Source organism: Methylobacterium sp. Leaf112 (genome assembly GCF_001423295.1).
Taxonomy (GTDB): domain Bacteria; phylum Pseudomonadota; class Alphaproteobacteria; order Rhizobiales; family Beijerinckiaceae; genus Methylobacterium.
In genome coordinates this window covers 1-24395 of the sequence record NZ_LMNG01000010.1, presented here as the reverse complement: position 1 = coordinate 24395, position 24395 = coordinate 1, and the positions used below count along the sequence as shown (strand labels likewise).

31 protein-coding genes, 1 tRNA gene and 1 pseudogene are annotated in these 24395 nt (G+C 66.3%); 15 read left to right on the top strand and 18 right to left on the bottom strand.

Features of this window, described 5'->3' with window-relative positions:
* The first annotated feature begins 18 nt into the window (after positions 1 to 18).
* From ASF52_RS06145 to ASF52_RS23690, 6 genes and pseudogenes are all read left to right on the top strand, one after another.
* Positions 19 to 444 carry a rod-binding protein gene (locus ASF52_RS06145; protein WP_056169295.1) on the top strand — a complete coding sequence of 142 codons (426 nt, stop codon included), beginning with the start codon at positions 19 to 21 and terminating at the stop codon, positions 442 to 444.
* Complete coding sequence (locus ASF52_RS06140; RefSeq protein WP_056169293.1) at positions 428 to 913, top strand: hypothetical protein; 486 nt, start codon at positions 428 to 430, stop codon at positions 911 to 913. Before ASF52_RS06145 ends, ASF52_RS06140 begins: the two co-directional genes overlap by 17 nt.
* A gap of 80 nt (positions 914 to 993) precedes the next feature.
* Positions 994 to 1461 (top strand): BLUF domain-containing protein, encoded by a 468-nt coding sequence (locus ASF52_RS06135; RefSeq protein ID WP_056169290.1) that lies wholly within the window; start codon positions 994 to 996, stop codon positions 1459 to 1461.
* A 50-nt stretch (positions 1462 to 1511) separates the two neighbouring features.
* Entirely contained in the window at positions 1512 to 1964 is a 453-nt protein-coding gene (locus tag ASF52_RS06130) for a response regulator (protein WP_056169287.1), read from the top strand.
* 33 nt (positions 1965 to 1997) lie between these two features.
* Positions 1998 to 2540: pseudogene (locus ASF52_RS23695) on the top strand (DUF3772 domain-containing protein); the annotation flags it as partial.
* A 1183-nt stretch (positions 2541 to 3723) separates the two neighbouring features.
* Complete coding sequence (locus tag ASF52_RS23690) at positions 3724 to 4341, top strand: mechanosensitive ion channel family protein (protein ID WP_443136658.1); 618 nt, start codon at positions 3724 to 3726, stop codon at positions 4339 to 4341.
* A gap of 34 nt (positions 4342 to 4375) precedes the next feature.
* Here ASF52_RS23690 and ASF52_RS06110 read toward each other — a convergent pair whose 3' ends face one another.
* Together ASF52_RS06110 and ASF52_RS06105 are read right to left on the bottom strand one after the other, a co-directional pair.
* Positions 4376 to 6013 (bottom strand): peptide chain release factor 3, encoded by a 1638-nt coding sequence (locus ASF52_RS06110; RefSeq protein WP_056169275.1) that lies wholly within the window; start codon positions 6011 to 6013, stop codon positions 4376 to 4378.
* A gap of 116 nt (positions 6014 to 6129) precedes the next feature.
* On the bottom strand, positions 6130 to 6882 hold the full coding sequence (locus ASF52_RS06105; RefSeq protein WP_056169273.1) for an SDR family oxidoreductase: 753 nt from the start codon (positions 6880 to 6882) through the stop codon (positions 6130 to 6132).
* A gap of 99 nt (positions 6883 to 6981) precedes the next feature.
* Here ASF52_RS06105 and ASF52_RS06100 point away from each other — a divergent pair.
* The 3 genes from ASF52_RS06100 to ASF52_RS06090 all read left to right on the top strand — a co-directional run bounded on the left by ASF52_RS06100 (position 6982) and on the right by ASF52_RS06090 (position 7807).
* Positions 6982 to 7056, top strand: a tRNA-Gln gene (locus tag ASF52_RS06100).
* Between the two features lie 97 nt (positions 7057 to 7153).
* The gene (locus ASF52_RS06095) at positions 7154 to 7381 is read left to right on the top strand and encodes a hypothetical protein (protein WP_056169270.1); all 228 of its coding nucleotides are present in this window, start codon (positions 7154 to 7156) and stop codon (positions 7379 to 7381) included.
* A gap of 51 nt (positions 7382 to 7432) precedes the next feature.
* Positions 7433 to 7807 (top strand): hypothetical protein, encoded by a 375-nt coding sequence (locus ASF52_RS06090; protein ID WP_056169268.1) that lies wholly within the window; start codon positions 7433 to 7435, stop codon positions 7805 to 7807.
* Positions 7808 to 7991: 184 nt separating this feature from the next.
* Here the strand turns inward: ASF52_RS06090 and ASF52_RS06085 are convergent, their stop codons facing one another.
* Together ASF52_RS06085 and ASF52_RS06080 are read right to left on the bottom strand one after the other, a co-directional pair.
* A complete protein-coding gene (locus ASF52_RS06085) occupies positions 7992 to 9284 on the bottom strand; it encodes a Y-family DNA polymerase (protein ID WP_056169265.1) in 1293 nt (430 codons plus the stop codon).
* Entirely contained in the window at positions 9281 to 9736 is a 456-nt protein-coding gene (locus ASF52_RS06080) for a LexA family protein (protein ID WP_056169396.1), read from the bottom strand. The genes ASF52_RS06085 and ASF52_RS06080 overlap by 4 nt, the downstream gene beginning before the upstream one ends.
* Before the next feature lie 128 nt (positions 9737 to 9864).
* Between ASF52_RS06080 and ASF52_RS06075 the strand changes: the two genes are divergently transcribed.
* From ASF52_RS06075 to ASF52_RS22450, 4 genes are all read left to right on the top strand, one after another.
* Positions 9865 to 10119 carry a hypothetical protein gene (locus tag ASF52_RS06075; RefSeq protein WP_056169393.1) on the top strand — a complete coding sequence of 85 codons (255 nt, stop codon included), beginning with the start codon at positions 9865 to 9867 and terminating at the stop codon, positions 10117 to 10119.
* Positions 10116 to 10325: a hypothetical protein gene (locus tag ASF52_RS06070; RefSeq protein WP_156629983.1), complete on the top strand. Its 210-nt coding sequence runs from the start codon at positions 10116 to 10118 to the stop codon at positions 10323 to 10325. Before ASF52_RS06075 ends, ASF52_RS06070 begins: the two co-directional genes overlap by 4 nt.
* A gap of 266 nt (positions 10326 to 10591) precedes the next feature.
* Positions 10592 to 11353: a KilA-N domain-containing protein gene (locus ASF52_RS06065; RefSeq protein WP_056169259.1), complete on the top strand. Its 762-nt coding sequence runs from the start codon at positions 10592 to 10594 to the stop codon at positions 11351 to 11353.
* 80 nt (positions 11354 to 11433) lie between these two features.
* A complete protein-coding gene (locus ASF52_RS22450; protein ID WP_156629982.1) occupies positions 11434 to 11787 on the top strand; it encodes a hypothetical protein in 354 nt (117 codons plus the stop codon).
* Between the two features lie 51 nt (positions 11788 to 11838).
* Here ASF52_RS22450 and ASF52_RS21895 read toward each other — a convergent pair whose 3' ends face one another.
* The 13 genes from ASF52_RS21895 to ASF52_RS06005 all read right to left on the bottom strand — a co-directional run bounded on the left by ASF52_RS21895 (position 11839) and on the right by ASF52_RS06005 (position 21801).
* The gene (locus ASF52_RS21895; protein WP_082515214.1) at positions 11839 to 15582 is read right to left on the bottom strand and encodes a beta strand repeat-containing protein; all 3744 of its coding nucleotides are present in this window, start codon (positions 15580 to 15582) and stop codon (positions 11839 to 11841) included.
* 630 nt (positions 15583 to 16212) lie between these two features.
* Entirely contained in the window at positions 16213 to 16743 is a 531-nt protein-coding gene (locus tag ASF52_RS06055) for a hypothetical protein (protein ID WP_056169255.1), read from the bottom strand.
* Positions 16744 to 16769: 26 nt separating this feature from the next.
* Positions 16770 to 17108, bottom strand: coding sequence for a hypothetical protein (locus ASF52_RS06050; protein ID WP_156629981.1), 339 nt, complete (start codon positions 17106 to 17108; stop codon positions 16770 to 16772).
* Between the two features lie 57 nt (positions 17109 to 17165).
* Positions 17166 to 17357: a hypothetical protein gene (locus ASF52_RS06045; protein WP_056169249.1), complete on the bottom strand. Its 192-nt coding sequence runs from the start codon at positions 17355 to 17357 to the stop codon at positions 17166 to 17168.
* Positions 17354 to 17575, bottom strand: a complete 222-nt coding sequence (locus ASF52_RS06040; protein WP_056169246.1) for a hypothetical protein — start codon at positions 17573 to 17575, stop codon at positions 17354 to 17356. The genes ASF52_RS06045 and ASF52_RS06040 overlap by 4 nt, the downstream gene beginning before the upstream one ends.
* Entirely contained in the window at positions 17575 to 17844 is a 270-nt protein-coding gene (locus ASF52_RS06035) for a Pam3-gp28 family putative phage holin (RefSeq protein WP_056169242.1), read from the bottom strand. The genes ASF52_RS06040 and ASF52_RS06035 overlap by 1 nt, the downstream gene beginning before the upstream one ends.
* A 109-nt stretch (positions 17845 to 17953) precedes the next feature.
* Positions 17954 to 18109 carry a hypothetical protein gene (locus ASF52_RS22445; RefSeq protein WP_156629980.1) on the bottom strand — a complete coding sequence of 52 codons (156 nt, stop codon included), beginning with the start codon at positions 18107 to 18109 and terminating at the stop codon, positions 17954 to 17956.
* Positions 18109 to 18807, bottom strand: coding sequence for an NlpC/P60 family protein (locus ASF52_RS06030; RefSeq protein WP_056169239.1), 699 nt, complete (start codon positions 18805 to 18807; stop codon positions 18109 to 18111). Before ASF52_RS06030 ends, ASF52_RS22445 begins: the two co-directional genes overlap by 1 nt.
* A 262-nt stretch (positions 18808 to 19069) precedes the next feature.
* Complete coding sequence (locus ASF52_RS06025) at positions 19070 to 19399, bottom strand: hypothetical protein (protein ID WP_056169237.1); 330 nt, start codon at positions 19397 to 19399, stop codon at positions 19070 to 19072.
* A 4-nt stretch (positions 19400 to 19403) separates the two neighbouring features.
* Positions 19404 to 20105, bottom strand: coding sequence for a hypothetical protein (locus tag ASF52_RS06020; protein ID WP_056169234.1), 702 nt, complete (start codon positions 20103 to 20105; stop codon positions 19404 to 19406).
* A 9-nt stretch (positions 20106 to 20114) separates the two neighbouring features.
* Positions 20115 to 20588: a hypothetical protein gene (locus tag ASF52_RS06015; RefSeq protein ID WP_156629979.1), complete on the bottom strand. Its 474-nt coding sequence runs from the start codon at positions 20586 to 20588 to the stop codon at positions 20115 to 20117.
* 2 nt (positions 20589 to 20590) lie between these two features.
* A complete protein-coding gene (locus ASF52_RS06010) occupies positions 20591 to 21130 on the bottom strand; it encodes a hypothetical protein (protein WP_056169227.1) in 540 nt (179 codons plus the stop codon).
* Complete coding sequence (locus tag ASF52_RS06005) at positions 21121 to 21801, bottom strand: hypothetical protein (RefSeq protein WP_162241019.1); 681 nt, start codon at positions 21799 to 21801, stop codon at positions 21121 to 21123. Before ASF52_RS06005 ends, ASF52_RS06010 begins: the two co-directional genes overlap by 10 nt.
* On the opposite strand from ASF52_RS06005, the gene ASF52_RS06000 reads away from it, so the two are divergent.
* Complete coding sequence (locus tag ASF52_RS06000) at positions 21739 to 22503, top strand: glycosyltransferase family 2 protein (protein ID WP_056169222.1); 765 nt, start codon at positions 21739 to 21741, stop codon at positions 22501 to 22503. The genes ASF52_RS06005 and ASF52_RS06000 overlap by 63 nt on opposite strands.
* 17 nt (positions 22504 to 22520) lie before the next feature.
* Here ASF52_RS06000 and ASF52_RS05995 read toward each other — a convergent pair whose 3' ends face one another.
* Positions 22521 to 23108, bottom strand: coding sequence for a hypothetical protein (locus tag ASF52_RS05995; protein ID WP_056169219.1), 588 nt, complete (start codon positions 23106 to 23108; stop codon positions 22521 to 22523).
* Positions 23109 to 23248: 140 nt separating this feature from the next.
* On the opposite strand from ASF52_RS05995, the gene ASF52_RS21890 reads away from it, so the two are divergent.
* Complete coding sequence (locus ASF52_RS21890) at positions 23249 to 24121, top strand: hypothetical protein (protein WP_162241018.1); 873 nt, start codon at positions 23249 to 23251, stop codon at positions 24119 to 24121.
* The last annotated feature ends 274 nt before the right edge of the window (positions 24122 to 24395 follow it).

The window sequence follows — 24395 nt, the reverse complement described above, 5'->3', positions numbered from 1 at the left end:
CAGCACGAGGCGTTGACCATGCTGTTCGCTCCCCTTGCCACCACCGCCGCCATCGGCGTCGGAAAAGCCATCGTCGGCGACATCGCCAAGACCGTCACGGGCGCCACCAGGGCCGCCGCGGGCGCTTCCAAGACCGCCGCGGCGGCCAACGCTCCGGCGACCGGCGCGGCGGCGACGACCAAGAGCGCCGCCGAGGCGAAGGCCCGGAAGGCCGCCTCGGAGTTCGAGACCATGTTCCTCGAGCAGAGCCTCGACCGGCTGACCCAGTCCGACGGCACCGAGGGCCCCCTCGGCGACAACGGCACGGGCGGCGGCGTCTACCGCTCGATGCTCACCAAGGAATATGCCGGCCAGATCGTGAAGAGCGGCGGCGTCGGCATCGGCGATCAGGTGTTTCGCGAGATGATGAAGATGCAGGAGGGCGCGAATGGCTCCGTCAACTGAGGGGCCCCTGCGCATCGTCGACCGCGCCGGAGCCGGGGCCCTGGTGGCCCGCGTCATGGAGACCCTCGACGCCCTGGAGGCGGTGCTGGCCCGCGAGAGCGACCACATCCGCGTCGGGCGCCTGCACGAGGGGCTGGCCGAAACCGAGCGGAAGACCGGCCTGTCGGCGGCCTATCTGCAGGGGTTGGAGACCATCAAGGCCAACGCCATCGCGCTGACGCGCTTCGCGCCGGAGGGGATCGAGGCCTTGAAGGCGGCGCACCGGCGCTTCACCAAGGCCGTGGAGGCCAACCAGATGGTGCTGGCCACCGCCCGCTCCGTGTCGGAGGGTCTGGTGAAGTCCCTGGCCGAGGAGGTGGGCCGCGCCCGCGCGCCGACGATCTACGGCCGCCCGTCGCACGCCCCCTCCCCCTATGCCCGCGCCGGCCACGGCGGCAGCCAGCCCCTGGTGCTGTCGCGCAGCCTGTAGGAATCCGGGGTGGCGCGTCTTTACGCTCCGTTATGGCCGGCGCGTCTAGGCTCGGGACGCGACCATCACGGGCCACGATCATGCGCGCCAAACGGACGAGCCTCGTCCATCTCATCTACTTCTCCCGGCTGAACCTCGCCGCCGATGCGCCGACGCGCGCCCGGCAGCTCGGCGAGATCACCCGTCAGGCCCAGAAGAAGAACGAGTTCTCCGTCATCACCAGCTTCCTCATCGTGGAGCAGAACTTCGCCGCGCAGATCATCGAGGGCGAACGCGCCTCGGTGAGCGACACCTTCAACCGCATCGGCAACGACACGCGCCACCGCGACGTGCAGATCGTCGAGTGGCGCGAGATCGTGAAGCGGGAATTCGTGAACTCGTTCTCCACGGGCGTGCGCGGACCGGCCAACGACGCCGTGTTCGTGAAGGCCAACCTCATGCCGATGTTCCAGCGCGGCACCCCGAAGGCCACGGGCATCCACGCCCTGGCCATGCAGTTGCAGAGCGAATCCATGTCGAAGCAGGGCATCGACCACCTGTTCGTCTGAACCCCATCCGGACGCCCCGTCGCCGCCCCCGGCCTTGAGACGCGAAACCCATGAGCGAGACGCCCCCGATCCTCATCGTCGACGACCAGGAGAAGCTCCTGAAGCTCGTCATCCTGCTCATGAACCGGCTGGGGTTTCCCGATGTCGAGGGCGTCAACGATGCGCCGACGGCCCTGGAGCGCCTGCGGACGCGCAAATACGCCCTGGTGATCTCCGACCTCGACATGGAGCCCATGGACGGCCTCGCCTTCCTGCGCGAGATCCGCGCCGACGACGCCCTGATGAACACGCCCTTCATCCTCACCGAAGCCTCGTTCGACTTCGAAGACATCAACCTCGCCCACCAGGCCGGCGCCGACGCCTTCATCCTCAAGCCGTTCGACATGTCGGTGCTGAAATCGAAGCTGAAGCAGGTCATCAACCGCAAGCCGCGCAAGCGCGAGGCGCCGCTGGCCGCCGAATCCGCCCTCAGCGTGGATTTCCCCATGCTGGGCAAGTTCTGAGCGGACCCGCTCCGACGCGCCGGCCCGTCCCCGATGATCGCCCCTCCCACCGGCCCGGCCGGGCGGCTCGCCCAGCGGGTGTCCCTCACCCTCGCGCTCCTCTTCGGCGTGGTCGGCGGCGGCGCGGCGGCGCAGGACGGCCCGCGCCCGGATCTGCGCCGGTCCCTTTCCGAGATCGTCGCCGAACTCCCCCTCCGGCAGGCCGACTTCGCCGGGCTCTCCGCGCTCCGCGACCGGGCCGAGGCCCTGGCGGCGGAGAGCCGCGAGGTGCAGGCCCGGGACGCGGCGGCCCTGGAACGGGCGCGGACGGCACGGCTCGACGCCGGCCGAATCGAACCGCCACCAGAGCGCGACGCCGCCATCCGGGCGGCCGACGACGCCCTCCGGTCCGCCGAGGAGCGGGTCCAGGCGGACAAGGCCCTCGCGGCCGACCTCGACGGCCTCGGCAATCGCATCACCGAGGCGCGGCGCAGGCTCTTCGCCGCGCGCCTGTTCGCCCGCGGCGCAAGCCCGCTCTCCTTCGGATTCTGGAGCGAACTCGTCGACCGGGCGCTGCCGCAGGTCGCCGGCAAGCTGTCCGATCTCGGCACCGCCATGGCGGCCGGCCAGGAGGGTGACGACGCCGCCGAGATCGCCATCGGCGCCGCGGTGGTCCTGACGGGCCTGCTGCTGCTCTACGCGGCGATCCGGAAGGCGCGCCGGTACGCCCTGGACCGCTGGCAGCGTTTCGCCGCGCGGACGAGCATCAGCCCCCGGCGACGCGCCGCCGTGCACGCCCTCCTCGACATGACGCTCACCGTCTGCTCGTTCCCCCTTGCGGTCGTGCTGCTCCTCGTCCTGAACGACGACATCGATTTCACGCCCGGCAGCCTCGACGCGATCATTTTCCGCGTGCTCACCGCCGTCGCGGGCGCCCTCCTCGGGGCGGGCATCCTCCGGGCCATGGTGGCGCCGCGCGATCCGGCCCACCGGCTCCTCGCCGTCAGCGACGGGACGGCCCTGATCGTCGCGCGTACGGGCCACGCCCTGATCCTGGTCTACGCCGCCGATCTGGTGTTCGCCGAGTTCGCCGTCGCGGCGCATTTCCGCATCGTGATCAGTCAGGCCGCCACCATGGCGATGGTCGCCCTGTGCTGCGCGCTCCTGGGGCTGGCCCTCCTGCGCCTCAGCCGGGACGAGGCCCCGGCCGAGTCGGACGCGATGCCGGCGGCGCGGTCGGCCGCCTCCCTCACGATCCTGACGCCCGTCGTCTGGGCCGTGGTCGCGGTTTCGTTCGCCGCGATGCTCGCCGGCTACACGGCCCTCGGCGGCTTCCTCATCGGCCGCCTGATCGTCACGGGCCTGCTCCTCGCCCTGGGCTGGGTGGTGCTGATCTGCGTCGACGCCCTGTTCGTGACCCGGGCCGACATCGAGACCAGCCCGCGGCTGCTGCGCCTGAGCCGGGCCTTGGCGGTGCCGCCCGACACCCTGGCCCTCGGCTCGGCCGTGGTCTCGGGCGTGCTGAACGTCCTCGTGGTGACCGCGATGATCTTCGTCGTCATCGGCCCCTGGAACCTCGCCTACGGCGAACTCAACCCGTTCCGGGACGCGTTCCTCGGTACCCATCCGGGCGATGTCCGCACCCTCGTCGGCGCGGCGGGGGTCGCCGCCCTGACCGCCATCGTCGGCGTGGCCCTGACGCGGGCCGCGACGGGTTGGCTCGACCGCAGACCGCAGAGTCCTGCCGCAGACGCGCCTCGACGCCGGGGCCCGCTACTCCGTGATCACAGTGGTGGGCTATGGCGGCCTCGTGCTCACCCTCCTCCTTGCGCTGGGTCAGCTCGGGGTGAATCCGCAGAGCCTGACGGTGATCGCCGGCGCGCTCTCCGTCGGCGTCGGGTTCGGCCTGCAGAGCATCGTCTCGAATTTCGTCTCGGGGCTGATCGTCCTGGCCGAACGCCCGATCCGGGTCGGCGACCTCGTGACGGTCAAGGGCGAGGAGGGGCGCGTCAAGAAGATCAGCGTCCGCTCGACGCTCCTCGCCACGGGCGATCGCACGGACCTCATCGTGCCGAACACCGACATCATCACGTCCATCGTCCGCAACAAGACCCTGACGGACGTGTCCCAGCGCCTGCGCCTGCCGGTGGTGCTGGCCCAGGACACGGATCTCGCGCTGGCGCGCGACATCCTCGTCGCCGTCGCCGCCCGTCATCCCAACGTCGCGGCCGACCCCGCGCCGGTGCTGCTCCTGACGAAGCTCGGCGAGAGTCTCGAAGTCGAGGCGCGCGTCTTCGTCCACGACGTGTCGCAGGGCGACGTGACCCGCAGCGAACTGAACCACCTGCTGCTCGAATTCTTCCGCCGCTCCGGCATCAAGCTGGGCGGGACCGCGTGAGCCCGCGCCCGGAGCCTGCGAACCCGAAACCGGCTCAGGCCACCGCGCGCTTCTGGTAATCCTTGATGTCGGAGAACCGCAATGCGGGCGCCCGCTCCTCCTCGTAGCGCAGGGAGAACGCCGTGGTGGCCATGAACACCGGCGCGCCGTCGAGGTCGCTCGCCAGGGCCGAGCCGTGGCTGCCGATGAAGTTGTCCAGATCGGTCTCCTTGTCGGCCTCGATCCAGCGGCAGATGGAGAACCGGGTCGGTTCGTAGTCGATGGGCAGGCCGTACTCGGCCTGGAGCCGCTCCTTCAGAACGTCGAGCTGCAGGGCGCCGACCACGCCGACGATGGCCTGGGAGCCGTCATGCGGGCGGAACACCTGCACCACGCCCTCCTCGCCCATCTGCTGCAGGGCCTCGCGCAGCTTCTTGGCCTTCATCGCGTCCGTGAGCTTGATCCGCCGCAGGATCTCGGGGGCGAAGCTCGGCACACCGCGGAACACGATCTCCTCGCCCTCCGTCAGGGTGTCGCCGATGCGCAGGGTCCCGTGGTTGGGGATGCCGACGACGTCGCCGGCGAAGGCTTCGTCCGCGATGGCGCGGTCCTGGGCGAAGAAGAATTGCGGCGCGGAGAGCGACATGGGTTTGCCCGTGCGCACGAGCTTGGCCTTCATGCCCCGGCTGAGCCGGCCCGAGCACACCCGCATGAAGGCGATGCGGTCGCGGTGGTTCGGGTCCATGTTCGCCTGGATCTTGAACACGAAGCCGGTCATCTTCGGCTCGGTGGGCTCCACAAGGCGCTTGTCGGCGTCCTGGCCGCGCGGCGGCGGGGCGAAGCGGGCGAGCCCGTCGATGAGGTCGCGCACGCCGAAGTTGCGGAGCGCCGAGCCGAAGAACACCGGCGTGAGGTGCCCCTCGCGGAACGCCTCCAGGTCGAAGCGCTTGAGGCCGGACTCGGCGAGCTCCGCCTCCTCGCGCCAGGTGGCGACCTCGCCTTCCTCCGTGAGAAGCCCATCGAACAGCGGATCGTCGACGCCCGTCACCGGCACGGTGCCGGCATCGTCGGCGGCGTCGAGGCGGCGCACCCGGCCGTTGCCGAGGTCGTAGGTGCCGGCAAAGCTCCGCCCCCGGCCGATGGGCCATGTGACGGGGGCGACGTCGAGGGCCAGCACCTTCTCGATCTCGTCCAGCAACTCGAACGGGTCGCGGGCCTCGCGGTCGAGCTTGTTGATGAAGGTGACGATGGGAATGTCGCGCAAGCGGCAGACCTCGAACAGTTTTCGCGTGCGCGCCTCGATGCCCTTGGCCGCGTCGATGACCATCACGGCCGAATCCACCGCCGTCAGGGTGCGGTAGGTGTCCTCCGAGAAGTCCTCGTGGCCCGGGGTGTCGAGGAGGTTGAAAACGCAATCGCCGTACTCGAACGTCATCACCGAGGTGACGACGGAGATGCCGCGCTCCTTCTCGATGCCCATCCAGTCGGAGCGGGTGGAGACGCGGTTGCGCTTGGCCTTGACCTCGCCGGCGAGTTGGATGGCGCCGCCGAACAGCAGCAGCTTCTCCGTGAGCGTGGTCTTGCCGGCATCCGGGTGCGAGATGATCGCGAAGGTGCGGCGCCGGGCGACGGGATCGCTCTTCGGGTCGGGCGCTTTGTGTTCGGCGGATTTGGTCTCGGTCTGCATCAGCATGGCGGGCAACGGTGTTCCGGGTCCGCGGCGGGCGGACGATGGCCGCCGGACGGCGACCCGAGAGAGCGGGCTGTGTAGGCGTTTCCGGGGGGAAGCGCAAAGCCGCCGGAATGGGCTCAGCCCCGGCCGATATACGGCATCTTCGTCGCGAGCACGGTCATGAACTGGACGTTGGCCGAGAGCGGAAGCCCCGCCATGTAGACCACGGCGTCCGCCACGTGGGCCGCGTCCATCACCGGCTCCGGCTTGATGCTGCCGTCGGCCTGCCGGGCGCCGTGCGAAAAGGCCCGCGTCATGTCGGTCTCGGCATTGCCGACGTCGATCTGGCCGCAGGCGATGTCGTGGGCGCGCCCGTCGAGGGAGGTGGCGCGGGTCAGCCCCGTCATGGCGTGCTTGGTGGCGGCATAGGGCGCCGAGTTCGGGCGCGGCACCTGGGCGGCGATGGAGCCGTTGTTGATGATGCGCCCGCCGCGCGGGTCCTGTGCCTTCATCAGCCGGAACGCCCCTTGCGTGCACAGGAAGGCGCCCGTGAGGTTCACGTCGACGCTGGCACGCCAATCGGCCAGCGCCACCTCGTCCACGGGCACGCTCGGGGTGAACACGCCGGCGTTGTTGAACAGCACGTCGAGGCGGCCATACGCCTCCCGGGTCGCCGCGAACAACCGCGCGACGGAATCCGGGTCGGCGACATCGGCCTCGACGGACAGGGCCTCGCCCCCCTGCCCCCGCACCGCCTCGGCGACAGCCTCGAGCCGCGCCCGCCGCCGCCCGGCCAACACCACGGCGTAGCCGGCTTCGGCGAGCCCCAGGGCCACCGCCCGGCCGATGCCCGAGCCGGCCCCGGTCACCATCGCGATCCGTCCCGCCATCCGCCGCGTGCTCCCTACTCCCCAACCGCTCATAAAGCCGGCGTCGCCCTGTTGCCAGCCTCCCCCACTCCGTCTAGACACCACCCGGCCTTGCGCCGATGGGGCGTCGCCAAGTGGTAAGGCAGCGGTTTTTGGTACCGCCATTCCCAGGTTCGAATCCTGGCGCCCCAGCCAATTCTGTCAAGGCGATCAGTGCCTTGGATATGCGGACAGATCCGCCACACCGGAACAGACCGTGTTTTTCCGACGCACAAGAGTCGGCACAATCTGAATGGCCGCCAATCGCCGCTTCCCCGCACCCTGGCGGGTCGAGGAAAAGACCGAATCCTTTTCGATCGTGGACGCGACCGGATTTCTCCTCGCCTACGTCTATTTTTCCGACAGCGAGCAGCGGGCCTCGGTCACCGGCCGGATGTCCCGCGACGAGGCCCGGCGGATCGCGGTGAACATGGCGCGGCTGCCGGAGTTGTTGGGGGCCCCTGTGGCGCCCGAGGCATAGGCCGACGCTCCCCGCCCACCTATGCCGTCCGGCCACCACGCACCGGACCCCATGTCAGCCGCACCCAAGATCGTCCCCGCCGACCCTCACGCCTGGCGCCAAGGCTTCCTGAACCTCCGGCCGAACGTCGTGCCGTGCCCGGGCCTGACCCTGCAGAGTTGGGCGGGCGTCCATGAGGCCTGCATCGCCTTCCTCGACGCCCGAGCCGACGAAGCCGCCGTGCTGGGCTGGACAACCCTGGACCTGTTCGGGGTGCATCCCGAGGCCGGCGTGGTCCGCGCCGACTTCTGCGGCGCCCTGGTCATGTCGGGCGAGCGGGTGTCGGCCATCACCGAAAACCGGATGGCGTTCGTCAACACGGCCTACTACCGCGACAAGCCCGGACGGCCGACGGGCGCCGTGCCGATCTGGCTGTTTGGGCGGTAGGTCGCGCTGGGGAACGTCCGATCCCGAATCGGGAGATGGCCGGCGCCCGCACCTTGATCCGACGCTAACCCGCCGACCGCACGCTGCGGTCGAGCCAAGTTGCGTACCGGCTCAAGCGTGAGATGGGCGTCCCACCCCGCCGGCCCGTGATCAGATCGGGCGGCGGGGTCGTTACCCGGGCCCCTCAAGCGCGCGCTGTCGGCAGCTCCGCCACCTGCGTCGTGTAGCGGGGCGAGCGCATCTCGAACTTCGTCGCCCACGTCCGCTTCTCGGTGAGCCCCGCGCGCGCTGGCACCACCGTCCCCCGACCGAAGCGCCCGTTGCACGCGTCCATCGCCGCCATGAGCGGGCCGCTGCGCTCGCGATCGAGCCGGCCGATCAGTGCGCGGGGCGAGGCCTCCAGCGGCATCAGGTCCGTGGTGATGACGCCGGCCTTGCTGTAGCGCCACGGCCGGTCGCCGGGCGCCTCGCGCCAGGTCCGGGCGACGCCGAGCTGCGCGGCCTGGATCAGCACCAGGGAGTCGTTCGTCGCCTCCGGCAGCGTCACGGTGGTGGACACCGACCGCATTGGGTCGCCCCGGTCGTGGGTCGAGGTGTGGTAGAAGACCGTCAGCTGGTCGGTCCCCAAGCCCTCGCGCCGGAGCTTCTCGCCCAGGCGCGTCGCGTGCGCCGCCACGGCCTGTTCGACCGTTCCGCGATCCTCGACTCGGCGGGAGAACGACCGGGTCACCGCGCAGCCCTTGCGCTGGGCGGGCACCAGCTCGAGCGGCAGGCACGACAGGCCGCGCAGCTCGTGGATGATGCGCTCGCCCACCACGGTCATCGCCTTGCGCACCGGGCGTGGGTCGAGGTCGCGCAGGTCCGCCACGGTGTCGACGCCCATGGCCTCGATCTTCGCCGCCGAGGCGCGCCCGATCCCCCAGACCTCGGCCGCCGCGATCCGGCAGAGCCAGTGGTCGTAGGCCACCGGGTCGGTCAGGTCGCACACCCCGTCGAGGTCCGGTTGCGTCTTGGCGATGTGGTTGGCGAGCTTCGCCAGGGTCTTGGTCGCACCGATGCCGACGCAAGTCGGGATGCCGGTCCAGGCCCGCACCGTCGCGCGCAGATCGCGGGCGAGCTCGATGCGCAGGTCCGGGTGCACGTCCGACAGGTCGAGGAACGATTCGTCGATCGAGTAGATCTCCACCCGCGGGGAGAAGTCCCGGTAGACCGCGTTCGTGCGCGCGCTCATGTCGCCGTAGAGGGTGTAGTTCGAGGAGAACACCCGCACGCCGTCGCGCCGGCACTGCTCGCGGATCTTGAAGTACGGATCGCCCATCCGGATCCCGAGGGCCTTGGCCTCGGCGGTGCGGGCGATGGCACAGCCGTCGTTGTTTGACAGCACGATCACCGGCACCCGGGCGAGCTTCGGATCGAACACGCGTTCGCACGAGCAGTAGAAGCTGTTGCCGTCGATGAGCGCGATCGCCCGGCTCATCGCACCAGCCCGGCCCGGGCGATGTGCCAGCGGATGGAGAAGCGGACCACGCCCCAGATCTCGCCCTCAGACGCGTCCTGAACGGCGAAGGCCGGCAAGTCCGGGTTCTCGAACGCGAGGCGCGCGACGTTGCCCTCGATGCGCAGGCGCTTGATCGACATCTCGCCGTCGATGGCGGCCACGACCACACTGCCGTTGCCCGGCTTCAAACTCCGATCCACCACCGCGAGGTCGCGATCGAAGATGCCGGCCGCGCGCATGGAATCGCCTGAGATGTTCCAGGCGAAGGTCGCGGGCGGGTTCGGCGCCAGCCAGCGCGGCAGCTCTAGGGCACCCTCGAGGAAGTCGTCGGCCGGCGACGGGAAGCCGGCGCACAGCGCCTGCCCCATGATCGGGATGCGGACGAGATTTTCGCCCTCCCGAACCAGTTCCGCGACCCGAAAAAGGCCCACCGCGTGCTCCATTCGTGTTAGAACGAAAAGAGAACAAGCGCGCGTTCGGTTCCACGGTCAAGCTCGCGGATGCCGTTTGTGGATTGCGGAAAGGCGCCCCTCAGCGCCCGTGCATGGAGAGCGGTCCGATGGCGATGAAAACGACGTTCCTGGTCCAGACGTTCACCATCAAGCGCAAGCGCCTGGTGCCGGGCGATCGGGAGGTATCCGCAACCGAGAGCGGCGCCCTGAAGAAGGCGGAGGCCATGGCCGGTCGGATGCCGGGCACGGCCGCGATCAGGGTGGTGGCCGACGATGAGACGGGTGAGCTCGAGGCCGCGACCATCCTCGGGCAGTTCGGCGAGGTGCCGGAGGATTTCGCGGAGGGCCTGCAAGGCGGTTGAGGCTAGGCAACTGGCTGGCAGTGACGGGCGAGGTCGACATCGCTGTGGAGCGACTGCTGCCGTTCGCGACCGGACTCGGCGTCGACGAGATCACGCTGCGCCTGGTCGCCCTGACGGTCTGGACGGACAGCGAGGAGCGCACCACCGAGGAGAAGGTCGCGGAGGTCCGGCGGCGGTTGATGCGGGCGGCGGGGGCGGCGGGGTAGCGTTGCCGCCCGGTCACGAATGGCGGCCTTCCACAGCCAAACGCCGTGCGGCGTGCATCGCTGGTGGACGGAGAAAAGGCCGAGGTCCCATGGTGAACGTCCTGCAACGAAAAAGCCGCCACCGATTCGCATCGGCAACGGCTTTCTTCGGTGTAGGTCGGTCAGGGACCGGACCCGTTCTGCACAGGCGATCAACACCATGGTCGTACGGATGAGTCCAGACCCTGACCGGCGATTTCAACACGCGGTCAGAATTGGTCACAGCTTTGCAACAGCACCTCGAACTTATCCCTCACGTCGTCGAGCGTGAGATCGTCCAGCAGCGGGTTCACGACGGCTACATCAACGCCACGGCGATGTGCCAAGCGACCGGTAAGCGGTTCCACGACTACACTCGGATCGGCCCAACCCTAGCGTTCACGGCGGCTCTTGCGTCCGCGACGGGTAAACCCGTAACGGAACTGATTCAATCAGTTAGCGGCGGCGACCCGTCCCATCAGGGCACCTGGGTTCATCCTCAGGTTGCCATCAATCTTGCGCAATGGTGCTCGGCAGAGTTCGCCGTCCAGGTCAGCCAATGGGTGGTCGACTGGATGTCGGGCAAGTCCCGGGCGGGCGCCTCGAACCTTCCGTATCACCTCCAGCGCTACCTCGTGAACAACGAGCGGGTCCCCGCCGGCTACTTCTCAGTTCTCGCTGAGCTCTCGATCCTGCTCATCGCGCCCCTGGAACGGCTGGGCTACCGGCTCCCGCCTGAGATGGTGCCGGACATTTCGTCGGGCCGCATCTACTGCAAGGAGCTCCGCGCGAAGGGGGTGAACACCGATTCGCTCCCGACCTACTGGCACCTGTACGAGGACGGGCGCCAGGTGCCTGCGAAGCTCTACCCCGAGGAGCATCTGGCCGACTTCCGCCGCCACGTTCGCGAGGTCTGGATCCCGAAGTACGCGGTGGAATACTTCCGCAAGCGCGACGCCAAGGCGCTCCAGTATCTGCCGGCGCTGCTTCCGAAGCCTAAGGCGGCTTGACATACTAAGACGTGCAACAGATTCAGCCGACCGCCGTCGGGCGGTCGGCCGTTAAGTATTAGTAAGAGAAAGACACGGAAATGGCTCTATCTATCACGGGCGGCACGTTCAAAGATGTCGGCACGATTTATAAGGGCCCCGACAACATCGACGTATCAATCGTAGACGCGCAAATGGAACGCGTCGGCACGGTGTTTGAAATCGTTAATCGCCAAACTCAAATGATGACCGGTGTGCCGGCGCCAGTGGGTGCGACCAGAGAAGAGGTTTTGGAGCTGATAGAGGCGAGCAAACTTGCTCTCCAAGAAAACCGCGACCCGGTGGCTGGTATTTCACAGACTAAGACTTGGGCGCGTTGGGCCGGTCTGGGCGCCGACTTGATAACAGTCGCCACACCAATAGTGCAATTTGCTTGGTCCTTGATGCCAAAATAAAACCCGCCGCGGCGTGAGCCGGGCGGGTGAAATTCGTTCTGCCGTGCAGCCTCAGTGCAGGATGCTGATCGATCCGATCACACCCGCGACGTCGGTCAGGCCCGTCATCTTGATCGCCAGATCGGTCGCGGCGTTGAAGCCGAGCGTGCCGTCGTTGACCACCACGTAGCTCGAACCACCGAAGGCCACCACGCCGACCGAACCGGCCGCCGTGGTCGTGCCGGCCCCGTTTGCCGTGGCCGCGTCGAGCGCTTGCTGCAGTACCTGGAAGCCACCGCTGACTGCACTGGCCTGTGTCTGCGTGCCCGGTGTGGTGAGCTTCAGGACGTCGTTGCCCCCGCCCGTGACGAAGTCGGTTATGGTGATGGCCTGGCCGAACACGGTTCCGTTCGTGGCGTAGGTTGCAGCGACGCTGTCGGAACCGGCACCGAGCGTCAGCGTGTAAGCGCCGATCGTGTCGGTATGGGCAACGATGTTGACGCTGTCGTTGCCGCCGCCGCCAAACACCGTGGTGGTGCTGGTGGAGTCGGCCGTGGCCGTGCCGCGACCGCTGAGCGTGATGGTGTCGTTGCCGCCCGCCGCGTAGATCGTCGTCTGGCCCTGGCCGGAGAAGGCGATGGAGTCGTCGCCGCCGGCCGGGTCCGCTGCGGCGGTGTCACCGTAGATCACCGTGTTGCCTCCGGCATTGGTGACGGTGATCCTGTCGCCACCCTCGTCGCCGTAGACCTGCGTCGTAGCCTTAGTCCCGGCCGCGAACGTCAAGCCGATGGTGTCGTTGCCTATGCCGCCGTGCACCACCGCGTTCGTGGTTGAGTCGAGCCCGCCGGTAGCACCGAGGGTGATCTGGTCATCACCAGCGTTGCCAAAGATCGACACCGAGCCACCGCCGTTGAAGATGATGGTGTCGGCCCCGTCGGTCGGGTCAGCCGCACCCTGGCCACCGAAGATGATCGTCGAAGCGTTCGAGCCGGTGTTGTACACGGTGATCGAGTCGATGCCGGCGTTGGCTGCGCCGGCAGGGCCATTCTCACCGCCGTAGATGGCGAAGTGGGCGTTGAGATTGCCGGTGTTGGCGAGCGTAATGCTGTCGCCGTCCTTGCCGCCGAAGACGGAAGCGAAGCTGGTCGAGTCGAAAATGCTGGTGCCCTGGACGATTCCGTCGGCACCAGCGTTTCCATAAACACCCCAAGCGCCCTTGCCACCGAAGGTGATGGTGTCGGCCCCGTCCGACGGATCGGCATAGCCAACACCACCGAAGATCACATGGGTGCCGACGGTCTGGCCCGGATCGACGACGTTGTTGATCTCGCCCCCCGTCCCGCCGATCAGGATGGAGTTGGCCTTCGTCGAGGTGATCGAGAAGCCGCCTTGGCCGACGAGGAAGTCGCCGCCGGCCAGCGATACGCCGGGGATGCCATCGGAGGTCAGCTGCGCACCAGTTATGGTCGCGGTCTTGCCGGCGATGGCGAGGACGACATTGCCATTCTGCTCAGACGCGCCTGTGAAGGCGCCGGGATCCACGGCAAGCACCAGGGTGTCGGCCTTGGCCACGGTCACATTCTGCGCACCAGTGAACACCGTTACCGGGCCGCCGCCCGGGGTTCCGGTGGGGGCTGCGGTTAGGGCATCGCGTACCGTGATGACCGCGCTCCCGTCTGCGTCAGCCGACAGCACGAGCTGATTGCTGGTCAGCGTCGAGCCGGCATCAAAGCGCACAGAGCTCGTGGACGCACCGTTCGTAATGCTCAACGTACGTGTTGCCGCATCGTAGGTCTTGAACGCACCGGTGAAGTTAAGGGCCTGGAAGTCGATTTGGTCGCTTGTGCCGACGGTCGTGAGCGTGTTGCCCAGCGTTCCGGTGACATCAATCTGCAGCTTTTGCGCCCCAGCCGCGAAAGTGATCGCACCGGTGCCGGCCGAATTGATCTGCCCGAGTTCGAGCGTGCCGGCATTGAGCGCGACGGGCCCCGTGAATCCGGTACTGGCTGCGGTGAGCTTGAGGCCGCCAGTGCCGTTCTGCTGCAGAGCGCCGCTGCCGGTAATGGCGTTCCCCACGGTCAGAAGGTCCGTGTGGTTGACGGCCAGCGTCCCGTTAGCCCCGATGGTGATCGCGCTTGCCGTTGCAAGCGAGCCGGCCGAGCCGCCAGCGCCGAGTTGCAGTGTGCCGCCGGTGATCGTGGTAGCGCCGGTGTAGGTATTGGCACCGGCCAGTGTCAGCGTGCCCAGGCCGATTTTGGTTAGACCAAGTGCAGATACGCCGTTCTGAATAACGCCCGAGAAAGTCGTTGATGTTCCATCGCTACCGACGCTGAGCGTAACGGCACTGCCACTCAAATTCGCGACTGTACCACCGCCCGAGCCGCCGACGTCCGACAGCGATCCAAGGGTGTGATTGTAGGAACCTGTGTTGAGGGTCGATCCACTCGCGATCCTAAAAGCGGAAGATGACGAGAATGCAGTTCCAGACTCAGCGCCGAGCGTGACGTTGCCCTGTAGAGTCGTTACGCCATTGAAACCGCTGTTATCGCCAGAAAGCCTCACATCGCCTTGTGTAAAGGCGAGCGCACCCGAACCGCTGATCGCGCCATCCAGTTGAAGGACCAGCCCTTGCCCTTGGACCGCACCTCCGGATGCGCCGATTACGATAGCGTTGCCGAAATTTTGGACCGCACCACCGTTGCCATTGTTACTGAACGTACCGCCGTTGATCGTGATAGCGCCCGAGCCAACCGAGACAGGTGCTGCGATGAGCGTGCCCGCTACGATCGAGGTGCCGCCAGAATAGTTGTTGCTACCCGTAAGTGTCAGGGTGCCGGCGCCGGCTTGGCTGAGCGAACCCGTCCCCGAAACCACGCCTCCAAAGCTGATGGGGTCGCTGCGATTAAATACCAGCGCGCCGTTGTCCTCGACGTTGCCAGTGATCGAGCCCGTCATGCCACCAGCGCCCACTTGGAGCATGCCGGCCGAGATCGTGGTGCCGCCGGTATAGGTGTTTTCGCCCGTCAAGATCTGCGTGCCGGTGCCGGCCTTGACGATCCGGAGCCCACCTGTGCCGACGTTGTCGCCGAGGGTGCCGGAGAACGTGCCCGACCCGTCCGCGACGCCGATCGTCGTAGTACGCGTGCCCTGGAAGCCTCCTGCGTAAGTTCCGCCGCCCGTGAGGGCATCGACGAAGACCGCCGCCTCTACCGTATTGAACGAGGCGCCGGTCTCGATGTTCAAACCTGCTTTATTGTCGGCCCAGATGCCTTGGTCGGCGGCGCTGCCGGCCAGCACGCCCTGCTGCACGTCGATCAGGCCGCCTTTTGACAGGCTGATGAAGGTATTGCCGCCGCCGCCGAACACTAGGGACCCGGTACCGGTCTTGGCAAGCGTGCCGGTACCGGTGAACGTGCCGGGCGCCTGCAAGACTGACCCATTCGCGCTGACGGCGAGCTCGACCGTCGAGCCTGTGCCGATGTTTACCGTTCCCCGGCCGAGGGCATTGCCAGTATTGAGCTCGACGACGCGGCTGGCGGTCACCGAAAGACCGCCTGTGAAGGTGTTGTTGCCCGTCAGCGTCAGCGTGGGGCCACCCGTGAACCCCGAAACGTTTATGGCTGCCCCGCCAGCGAGATTACCCGAGATTGCGAGTGAACCAGACGTCGAGCTGCCCTCTATGCTAAGGTCTGACGCGAGAGTAATTGCAGGATTAATCGTGATACTATCGTTTTCAGATCCATTACCCCTGACTAATCTTGCTGCATTTATCTGATTGTCGAGATCAGTGCGATTTGTTGCAATCGTATCGGCCATCGAAATCAACCAGACTGTTTGAGCGCATATTGAGTCCTATCACAGTGGCCGCGCAGCGGACGCCGTGATCGGTAGCTCGATCAAAATTTTCATGAAGCTGGTAACCTCCCGCGGCAGGTCGGTAAATTGTCTGAGCGTCCCAATTTACGCTGCAAGAAGCTTTCGATGATCACAAACGTGTGAATTTAGGGTGTGATAACAATGTCAATTCTACAAACTATTTTTTTGAAGGATGCTAAACAGCATTGACAGCGTGAATTTTATTCGCTTTTTCAATCTGGCGAAATTCGGGACACATCTATATCTGTAAATTTGATAGTCTAATCTATTGTAATAGATCGTCCGAGGCAAGACATCGTCGACAAAAGATCTTCTATTAACTTCGCAGCCTGGGGTATTCAGCTTTCGGAGGGACTTTCGAAACAAATAAACCGCCCCAGCTAGAGCCGGGCGGCTGAAGTAGATATCCTTGGGATGAACGCCCCCTCGTCTCAGTTTATAGTATCAACGCAAGCAACTATCGGTCACGTCCCTTCCAGTCAGTTAACAAACTGCCGACGATCATACCCACCAGGCCCGCGATTAACGCGTAGATGGCACCGAGATCCTGCGGCTCGACGGGCGGGCAGGTCACGGCGCCGCCTTCGGCAGGATCTCGAACTCCAGGGGCTGGAGCATGGAGATGATCGACCAGCCCAGCGCCCGCTGGAGCGGATTGCAGTCGTAGGCGACCACCCCGCGCAGCACGCCTTTCCCCGGCATGGCGTCGAGCGGAATCGTCGGGCCGATGGTCTCTTCCTCTCGGCCGAGATCACCGTAGGCGTCGAAGCGTTCGGCCTCATAGTCGAGGCGGCGACCGGCCCCGTCCACGAGCCACCAGCGTCGGGTGACTTCGCACTGGCGCTTGCGGTCGCGGATGCCGTGGACCAGCAGACGCTCGCCGATGCGGACCTTCTTGCCGGGATTCACAACCTCCCGGAGAACCTGCCGCACGGGCGGCTCGCGGTCGAAGGTCATGGCGGCGAACCACCCGAACACGGCGAGCAGCCCGCACCAGTAGAGGCCGTTCAGGATCTGCTGGTGGGCTGGGGTTTGACGCGGGGCGGTGGAGAGGGCGAGCGCTCGCGCATACAGGTCGATGTCGGTGTCGGATGGCTTCATAGCGTTCGGAACGGGGTTGTGACGGATCATTGCGGGACCATCCCACCTTTCACGAGGACGAGGCCGAGCAGCGCGGCGACGACGGCCCCGAGGATGATCTTCACGAGCCAGCTGATGTTGTCGTTGACCTTTTTCACGTCTCCCTTGAGGTTCTCGACCTCGGTCTTGGTGGCGTAATTGTTCTTCACCTCGTCGAAGAAGCGGTCGAGCTTCTTATCCAGAAGGGCGACTTGGTAAGCGAGCAGGCGCACGTCACTCTTCAGGTCGCCTTGACCTGACAGCAGTGGTGAATCGGCGTTTTCGTCGGGCAAAGGGGCCATGTCCTCTCCGGAATTCGACGGCCAGGGTAAGGCGGCGCTGGACATGCCGGGCCTCCTTCGATGGTGGGCAGTCACTGAAGCGCGCCCCGCGCGCGGCGGCCGCTACTTCTGATCCGGGCACACCGCCCGGAACTTCGCATTGGCGATCCGCAGCTGGCGCCGTGTTCCGGGCGAGTCCTGAGCCGAGTACCGGACCAGGGCGGCGGTCTCGCAGAACCGGGCGGCGGCCGGCGCCGGATCAGGCGCGGTGCAGGCGAACACGAAGAACCCAGCGGCGGCGCAGGTGAAGGTCATGGGTCTCTCCGGAGATCGCGAGGGTCGTCGGGCTCGTCGGCGGCGGCCTCTCCCGCGCGCCGGGCGATGGCTTCCTGGCGCTCGGCCTCGACGCGCGAAGCGTTGGCCTGCGTCGCCGCGCCGAGGTCGCGCAGGGCGTCCTCGGCTCGACGGTTGGCCAGGTACTCGGTGATCAGCTTGACGAGGAAGCTGAGCCCGGTGCTGACCCAGAACGACATCAGTGGGCCGTCTGGACCTTGTCGCTCGCCACGGCATCGACGATGCGCGGCGAAGCGGTGATGCTCTGCACCGACGGCACGGCGGCGGCAGATGCGACGAGGCCGGCCGAGCGGCGGGTGTAGAGGCTCCAGCCGGTGACGATGAGCGTCACCAAGGCGCCGCCGACGGTGGCAACGGTGGCGTCATCGACCCAGCCCCGGCCGACGATGAAGGCGCCGCCGACCTGAAGGACGGTGCGCAGCAGGGAGGTCAGCTGTTCGCTGTTCATGGTCGTGCTTTCGATGTGGGGGTTGCGCGGCGGACCCGGCCGGCTCGGGAAGGGGCCATTGAGAAGCCGAAGGCGTTGAGTAAGGGCCTTCAGGCGTTGACTGGGGACTTCAGCGCCGGGTGAGACGGTCGAACAGCCACTGGCCGAGCCGCGCCCATGGCGACGGGTTCTCGGGATAGCGCGGCGGGTCGAGCGGCTTCGGGGGCGGAAGCGGATCGGCGGTGCGGCGGGGCGCGGCCGGAAAGACGGGGCGATCCTGGGGCATCAGGCTTCACTCACGCCGGAGCGCGCCCCCGCCACGGTGGTCGGCAGCTTCGAGGCCGTCGGGATCGGCACGTCGGACGGCCAGCGGAACGACGTGAACTCGGACCGCTTGAAGGCCGCCACCGACCAGGCGTCGCCCTGGTTGCCGCCCAGCAGGAAGATCTGATCCTTGCTGGCGCCGACGACGAAGCCGACGTGGCCCTGCCATGTCGAGTTGCCCCGTCGCTTGGTGGCGACGCAGCCCAGGACCGGATCCTTCAAGCCAACGCCCCACGCCTCGTAGGAGCGCGCGGCGAGGCTGCCCGACGGCTTGTGCCCGGCCCGCTTCAGCATGGCGCCGACAGCTGCCGCGCACCATGCGACCGAGTCCTGCTTGATCCCGGCGAACCCGGCATCGGCGAACAGCTGCACCACGCGCGGATTGTTCGCGGCGCCTGGCCCTTCCTTCACGCCGATCTCGGCCGCCGCCAGGACGAGCCACCCGGGCTGATCCGGCTCGGCCCGCTTCTCGGAGGTGTCGACCGTGCCAAGCGCATTCAGCGTCAGGGGTCCAGCGATGCCGTCCGCAACGAGGCCGGCGGCGCGCTGGAAGGCCTGCACCGCCGCGATGGTGCGGGGCCCGGCATCGCCGTCGGCGCCCGCCGGCCCGAGGTCATACCCGCGCGCCAAGAGAGCACGCTGAATCTCAGCGATTGTCATGGTGGTCGTCTCCAGGGGGACGCGCGGCGTTGCCCGGCCGGCGCGGGGTTCTGTGCAGAAAGTGCAAAGAAGGGGGGCGCCCGGGCGCTTGTGTTAAGCGAAGTCCCGTTTCTGATACGCAACGCCGGTTGTGTTCGGTCCGCGAGAGGCTACGGCCTCGGGGCCAGCCCGCACCGCTCGAACCAAAGCTCCACCCCCGCCATCCAGACGGTCCAGCAGAGGGTGCAGTAGGCGCGCTCGGTTTCGGTCATGGCGAAGGGCATCAATCGCTCTCCATCGCCACCAGATGCAGCGTCACGGCGCTCGCCAGCGTCTCGAAGGTCTCATTCCCTCCGGACACCAGCAGCGTTCCGGGGAGCATCCGTGATTGCCGAACGACGCCCGTGAGGGTGATGGTCTTGTCGGCGTTGAGGGTGAGGCCGGAGATCCGCAGGACGTAGTCTCGGGTGCCCGCGCTCTGGATCGAATGGGCGATCACCGGCAGAGCCGCGAAGATACCGGCCGGGATGGTGACGGAGACCGTGCCGCCGGTGGGGATGGCGGCGGCCTTGGCCCAGAGGCCGCCGAGCTGCTTCTTCTGCGGCTTGGGCATCGCCTCAGTACCCGTAGATCGCCTTGACCTCGTCCGTGGTCGCGAGCGCGAACCCGGCGTTGGCTGCGTTCCACGTCACCGCCGTGCCGGACACGCTGAAGGGCGGCGAAGCGCCGAAGTTGGTGTAGGTCACCCCGTTCACGATGAGCGCCGCGTAAGGGCCGGCATAGGCCCGGCTGAGCGCCGACAGGGTGTTGGTGGCCGTCACCGTCAGGGCGTCGGGCTGGAAGCGCTGGCCGTTGGCGGACGGGTCCGGCGCCATGTGGCGGTTCACCAGGGAGGTGATCGCCGTCATGGGCAGGGCGTCGAAGGTGAAGACGTAGGGGATCTCGAAGTCGATGGAGGCCGAGGCCGGCATCGCGAAGGCGGTCTCCGTCGTGCCCACGATGCTGAAGTAGCTCAGGGTCCACGTCGAGCCGCTGTTCGTCAGCTTGCCGTAGACCTCCTGGCCGGCGGCATCGAGGTACACGTCCTTCGACCCGCCCTGGTAGATCGGCGTGGTGTTGAAGCCAGCGGACGTGTTCACGCCCATCTGCGCGTTGGACCCGACCTGCAGGGGTACCGACACGCCGCCGTTGCCGGCCGTGTTGAGCGCCGTGGTCAGGGCCGTGGTGATGGTGTCCGACGTTCCGCCGGCGGAAGACAGGCCGAGGACGCCGACCCAGCCCTGGAGGAGCTTGTTGATCTGCTTGGCTTGGACGGACATGGGCGCTCCTCAGGAATAGACGACGGTGACCCAGTCGGCGGGGTCCAGGGGGAAATCGGGGTTGAGCCACGTCACCGCGACGGCGGAGGCGGCGATCAGCGGCGCGCGGTACTCGAGGCCGTTCACGACCAGGCGCACACTGGACAGCCGGGCCGGCGGTGCCTGGAGCGGGATGACGGTCTGACCGCGCGCGGCGATATCGATGCCGACGGTGTAGGCGTCGCCGCCCGTCCGCTGCTTGGCGAACTCCCCATCAAGGTACGCCTTTGCCTCCACGGCCGACAGGAAGCCGATCCCGGCCCGATCCATCAGGTTGGTGTAGGCCGTCATGACGATGTCAGCGCCGACCCACTCCTTCAGGCGGATTCCGATCTTGCCCGTGGCGGGATCGATGAAGGACACCAGCGACCGACGGGCGTAGGACCGGTCCTCGTCGGTGATCCAGATCTCGTCGCAGTCGGGGTCGTACCAGACGGCGATCATGGTCATGGTCCCGGCTGGGTGCTTTTCGGCATCAACAAGAGCGTCTCGCTGATGACGGTCACGGGCTTGGTGGCCTGGAGGAAGAACACCGCGCCGTTGGCGAGGAAGGTCGCCAGCACCTGGACGCTGAACGAGAACGTGGCGCGCTCGGTGATGCCGGCCCCGGCGAACAGGCTGGTGGTGTCGGACTGGAGGGGCCCGAGGGTGGAGCCCGTGTCGATGTCCAGCCGCAGCTGCGCGCCGGCCTGATCCGCCGTCACCAAGAGGTTCACGCGCATGTCGTAGAGGTCGCCCATGGCGCGGGGCACGATGCGGTTGTCGACGAAGAAGTGGTGACCGGCGAAGGGCGGGTTCAGCAGGTCCTGGGTCTGGAGCGCGCCGGGGGCGAACATGAGCTGCTGGCGGACGCCCGGCAGGAACGTGTCCTCCACCCCGATAGTGCGGTCGGTGTAGGTGACCTGGCCGAAACCGGTCTGGACGCCAGGCGCGCCGGGCCGGCCCTGCGGGGGAAAGGCGAGCGGAGTGACCACCGTCAAACCCATGTCGGGACGCCAGCGACGATGCGCAGCGTCTTTCCCTCGTCGAGGATCGGATCGTACGCTGGATAGGCCGGCGCGCCCTGCGGACCCATCACCATCGGCGCGGTGACGATCCGGCCATCATAGGGCTGGGCGTCGATGAGGACGGGTGATTGAGCCGGGAGGATGATCGCGTCCGAGATCGACCCGGGCAGCACCCGCAACTCGATGCGGCCGAGCCATTCGACCTGCGCCGGGTTCATCGGATCTGGCCGGCGCAAGATATCGCCACGCACCGATGTCGGCCGGGCGATGCGCCACGTCCGGTCCGCCACGCGCAGGTCGATGCGGAAGTACGGTGCGGCCCCACCGACGAAAGCCAGCGTGCCATCTGCCGTTGAGGCCGACATGACCACCGCCCCGCCCCGTATTGAGGCGAAGTCGACGGTCAGGGCCGTGCCGGAGAAGTCGATGGTCTCCCCGGGCGCAACCGTGATGGGCTGAGCCAGGAGAATATCGGCGGTGTCGATGACGGCGGTGGCGTTCATGCGCGCCCCCCGGCGGCCGGCGCGGCTTTGCCAATGGCGCTTCGGCTCATCATACAGATCCTCGCCTTGGGGGTGGGGGACAGGATGCTCGGGATCGGGATCACGACGTTCAATCGGCGCGAGCAGATCGCGGAGACGGTCGAGCATGTCCGCCGCTTCACCGAGGCGCCCTACCGGCTGATCGTTGCAGATGACGGATCGAACGACGGCACCGTCGAATGGCTGCGCGCCGAGGGCGTGCCCCACATCGCGGGCGCGAACCGGGGCGTCGCCTGGAACAAGAACCGGGCCCTGTACTGGCTTCACGCCGTGGCCGGCTGCGATCCGATCATCATCCTCGAGGACGACACCTTCCCGCTCTCGGCCGGATGGGAGCGGGACTGGATCGAGGGTGCCGCGCGGTACGGCCACGCGAACCTCGCCGGGGATTGGTTCTCGTTCTGGTTCAAGAAAGGGACCGGCACGCCAGCCGATCCATTCTACAGCCGGGCCGCCACCGCCCAATGCAGCGTCTTCTCGCGCGAGGCGATGGACGCGGTGGGCTACATGGACACCCGGTTCAAGCGCTACGGCTTCGAGCATGCCGAGCATTCTTTCCGGCTGATCCGCGCGGGCTACGGCGGGGACGACGGACCGGATTGGGGGACAGAGCGTCCGGCGTTCTTCCTGCTGAAGAGCGACCTGCGGGTGACCCACATGGGCGATCTGCGCGACACCGAAGGCCTTGCCGCCAACGAATTCGCCTACATGGAGATCAAGGAGGACCTGACCCTCTACCGGGCGCCGTGGCGCACCTCTGAGGAGGAGACTTTGTTGCGATCCGAGGTGGCGAACGCTTCGGTGCCCTAGCCGCCTCTGGTGCAACGCTACGCGGCGGCCTCCGGCAGCGGCCAGACGCCCGACAGGTCGCCCTTCGACACCCGGTCGGCGCGCCACAGGCTCTCGATCACGTCGGCCTCGGTGAAACCGAACACGTCCTTCAGCTGGAGAAGCTGCGCCAGGAGGACGTTGTTGCTGTACTCGACGCGCTCCTGGGCCACGACGCCGAGTGGGTTGCCGGCGTCCACCAGGGCCTTGATCCGGGTGAGCACATCGCCGAGCCGGCCCCAGAGCACCAGCGCCACGCGCCAGTCGCCGAGCGTCGGGTTGTCGGGGATCGGATTACGCGCCGCAATCTCCTCCGCCGTCAGCGCCACCACCTCCCGCACCGCCGGAATGGTCTTGGTCTTGGCGTCGGGCTTGCCCTCGATGGGATCGGAGAGGCGGTGGGTGTCGGGATCGAACGGGGGATCGTCCGCGACGATGACGGGCCAGTAGCCCTGCCCCGTGCGCCCGGACCAGCCGAGGTCGGCGATCTGATCCTCGGACGGGTTAGCGGCCACAAGCCATGCCGGGAGCGGGCCGGCAGACTCTAGGGGTGTCTGGGTGGAGAGGGTGAGGAGGCGGTAGTTCATGGTTGCCTTTCAGCGGAAACGGCACGGCTGCTAAGCCTCGTCCTCGCCCGGACTCGGTCGATCAGTGCGATTTGTTGACGCTCGAATCTATGCCAAAGCCGCATCGCTTCGAGCTGGAAGCTGCCGTTAGGAAAAGTGAAATGGCAAATAAACTCGACCCAAACGCATTGTATAGAATGCAGTTTCCAGAGGATCCTCTGAAATCTACTGATCTTTTCAAGCAGTATGAAATCAGTATCACGATAGATAACATGCATACGATCAACATCGGCCGATTCTCGACGCCGATTGTAAATCGACTTACAGTAATTGGACGGCCGATCACGGCGCAGATATTCAAGTGCGGTGCATTTTGCGAAGCTGCGACCGATGCTCAGATTGTGGTTTCCGGAGAGCATTCGAATAATAGGTCAAGTAACATTACATTTGGCAGCTTGGGAGATGTGTATGCTCTGTTTTTGTCAGAAGACGAGCGTAAGGCATATGCTCCGAATGGCCCAGGATCAGAAATTGGAAACAATGTAATCCTGTCGACTTCTTCGGTTGTTCTGGGAGGGACTATAATTGGAGACGGCACGCTTGTGGCCGCTGGCGCAGTGGTAACCTCGGATTGCGAGCCCCGATCAATATATGGCGGCGTTCCTGCCAAAAAGATTCGAGATCGCTTCGACGCATCGACCCGTGATCATTTCGATCTGTTGAAGATGCAAGATATACGAGGGCACTGCGTGCACTTGATAAATCAGTGGTCATTATTACTAGAAAAAGGAATGTCTTTCGAGAGTCTTGAAATCGAACATATGCCAAGAAGGCCGCGCATCCAATTTGAGGGAACGATAGGTCCCGATCGAAAAGTAAAGTTTTTGAATATTTTAGGATATTGGATTGGTGATGAAGCAATTGTTTCCCCAAAAATTAAGCAGGGTCTAGATGACTACTTCAATCAACTTCTAAAGCCAAACGTTCCGGTTCAATGGTCTCCTGACATATTCTATGCTATGGGTATCACTTGATGTCCGCAGCGCATCATGGCTTGCCGCTCCAGAACTCGAGTACCGCAACGCCGCCAGCGCCCGAACCGGTAGGCGAGGCGGAAGCGCTGAAGTATCCGCCTCCGCCGCCTGGGAATGCTGCTCCGAAGATGCCGGACTTTCCGTCCCCACCGCGAATAATGAGGTCGGGTGCTCCGTGACCTGACCGGTATTTTGGACCGAGCCAATTGGAAGGCTACTGCATGGTGGCGGCCATGGGTAGCCGGAAGGCCAGATCCGGGAGGGTGACAGGCGC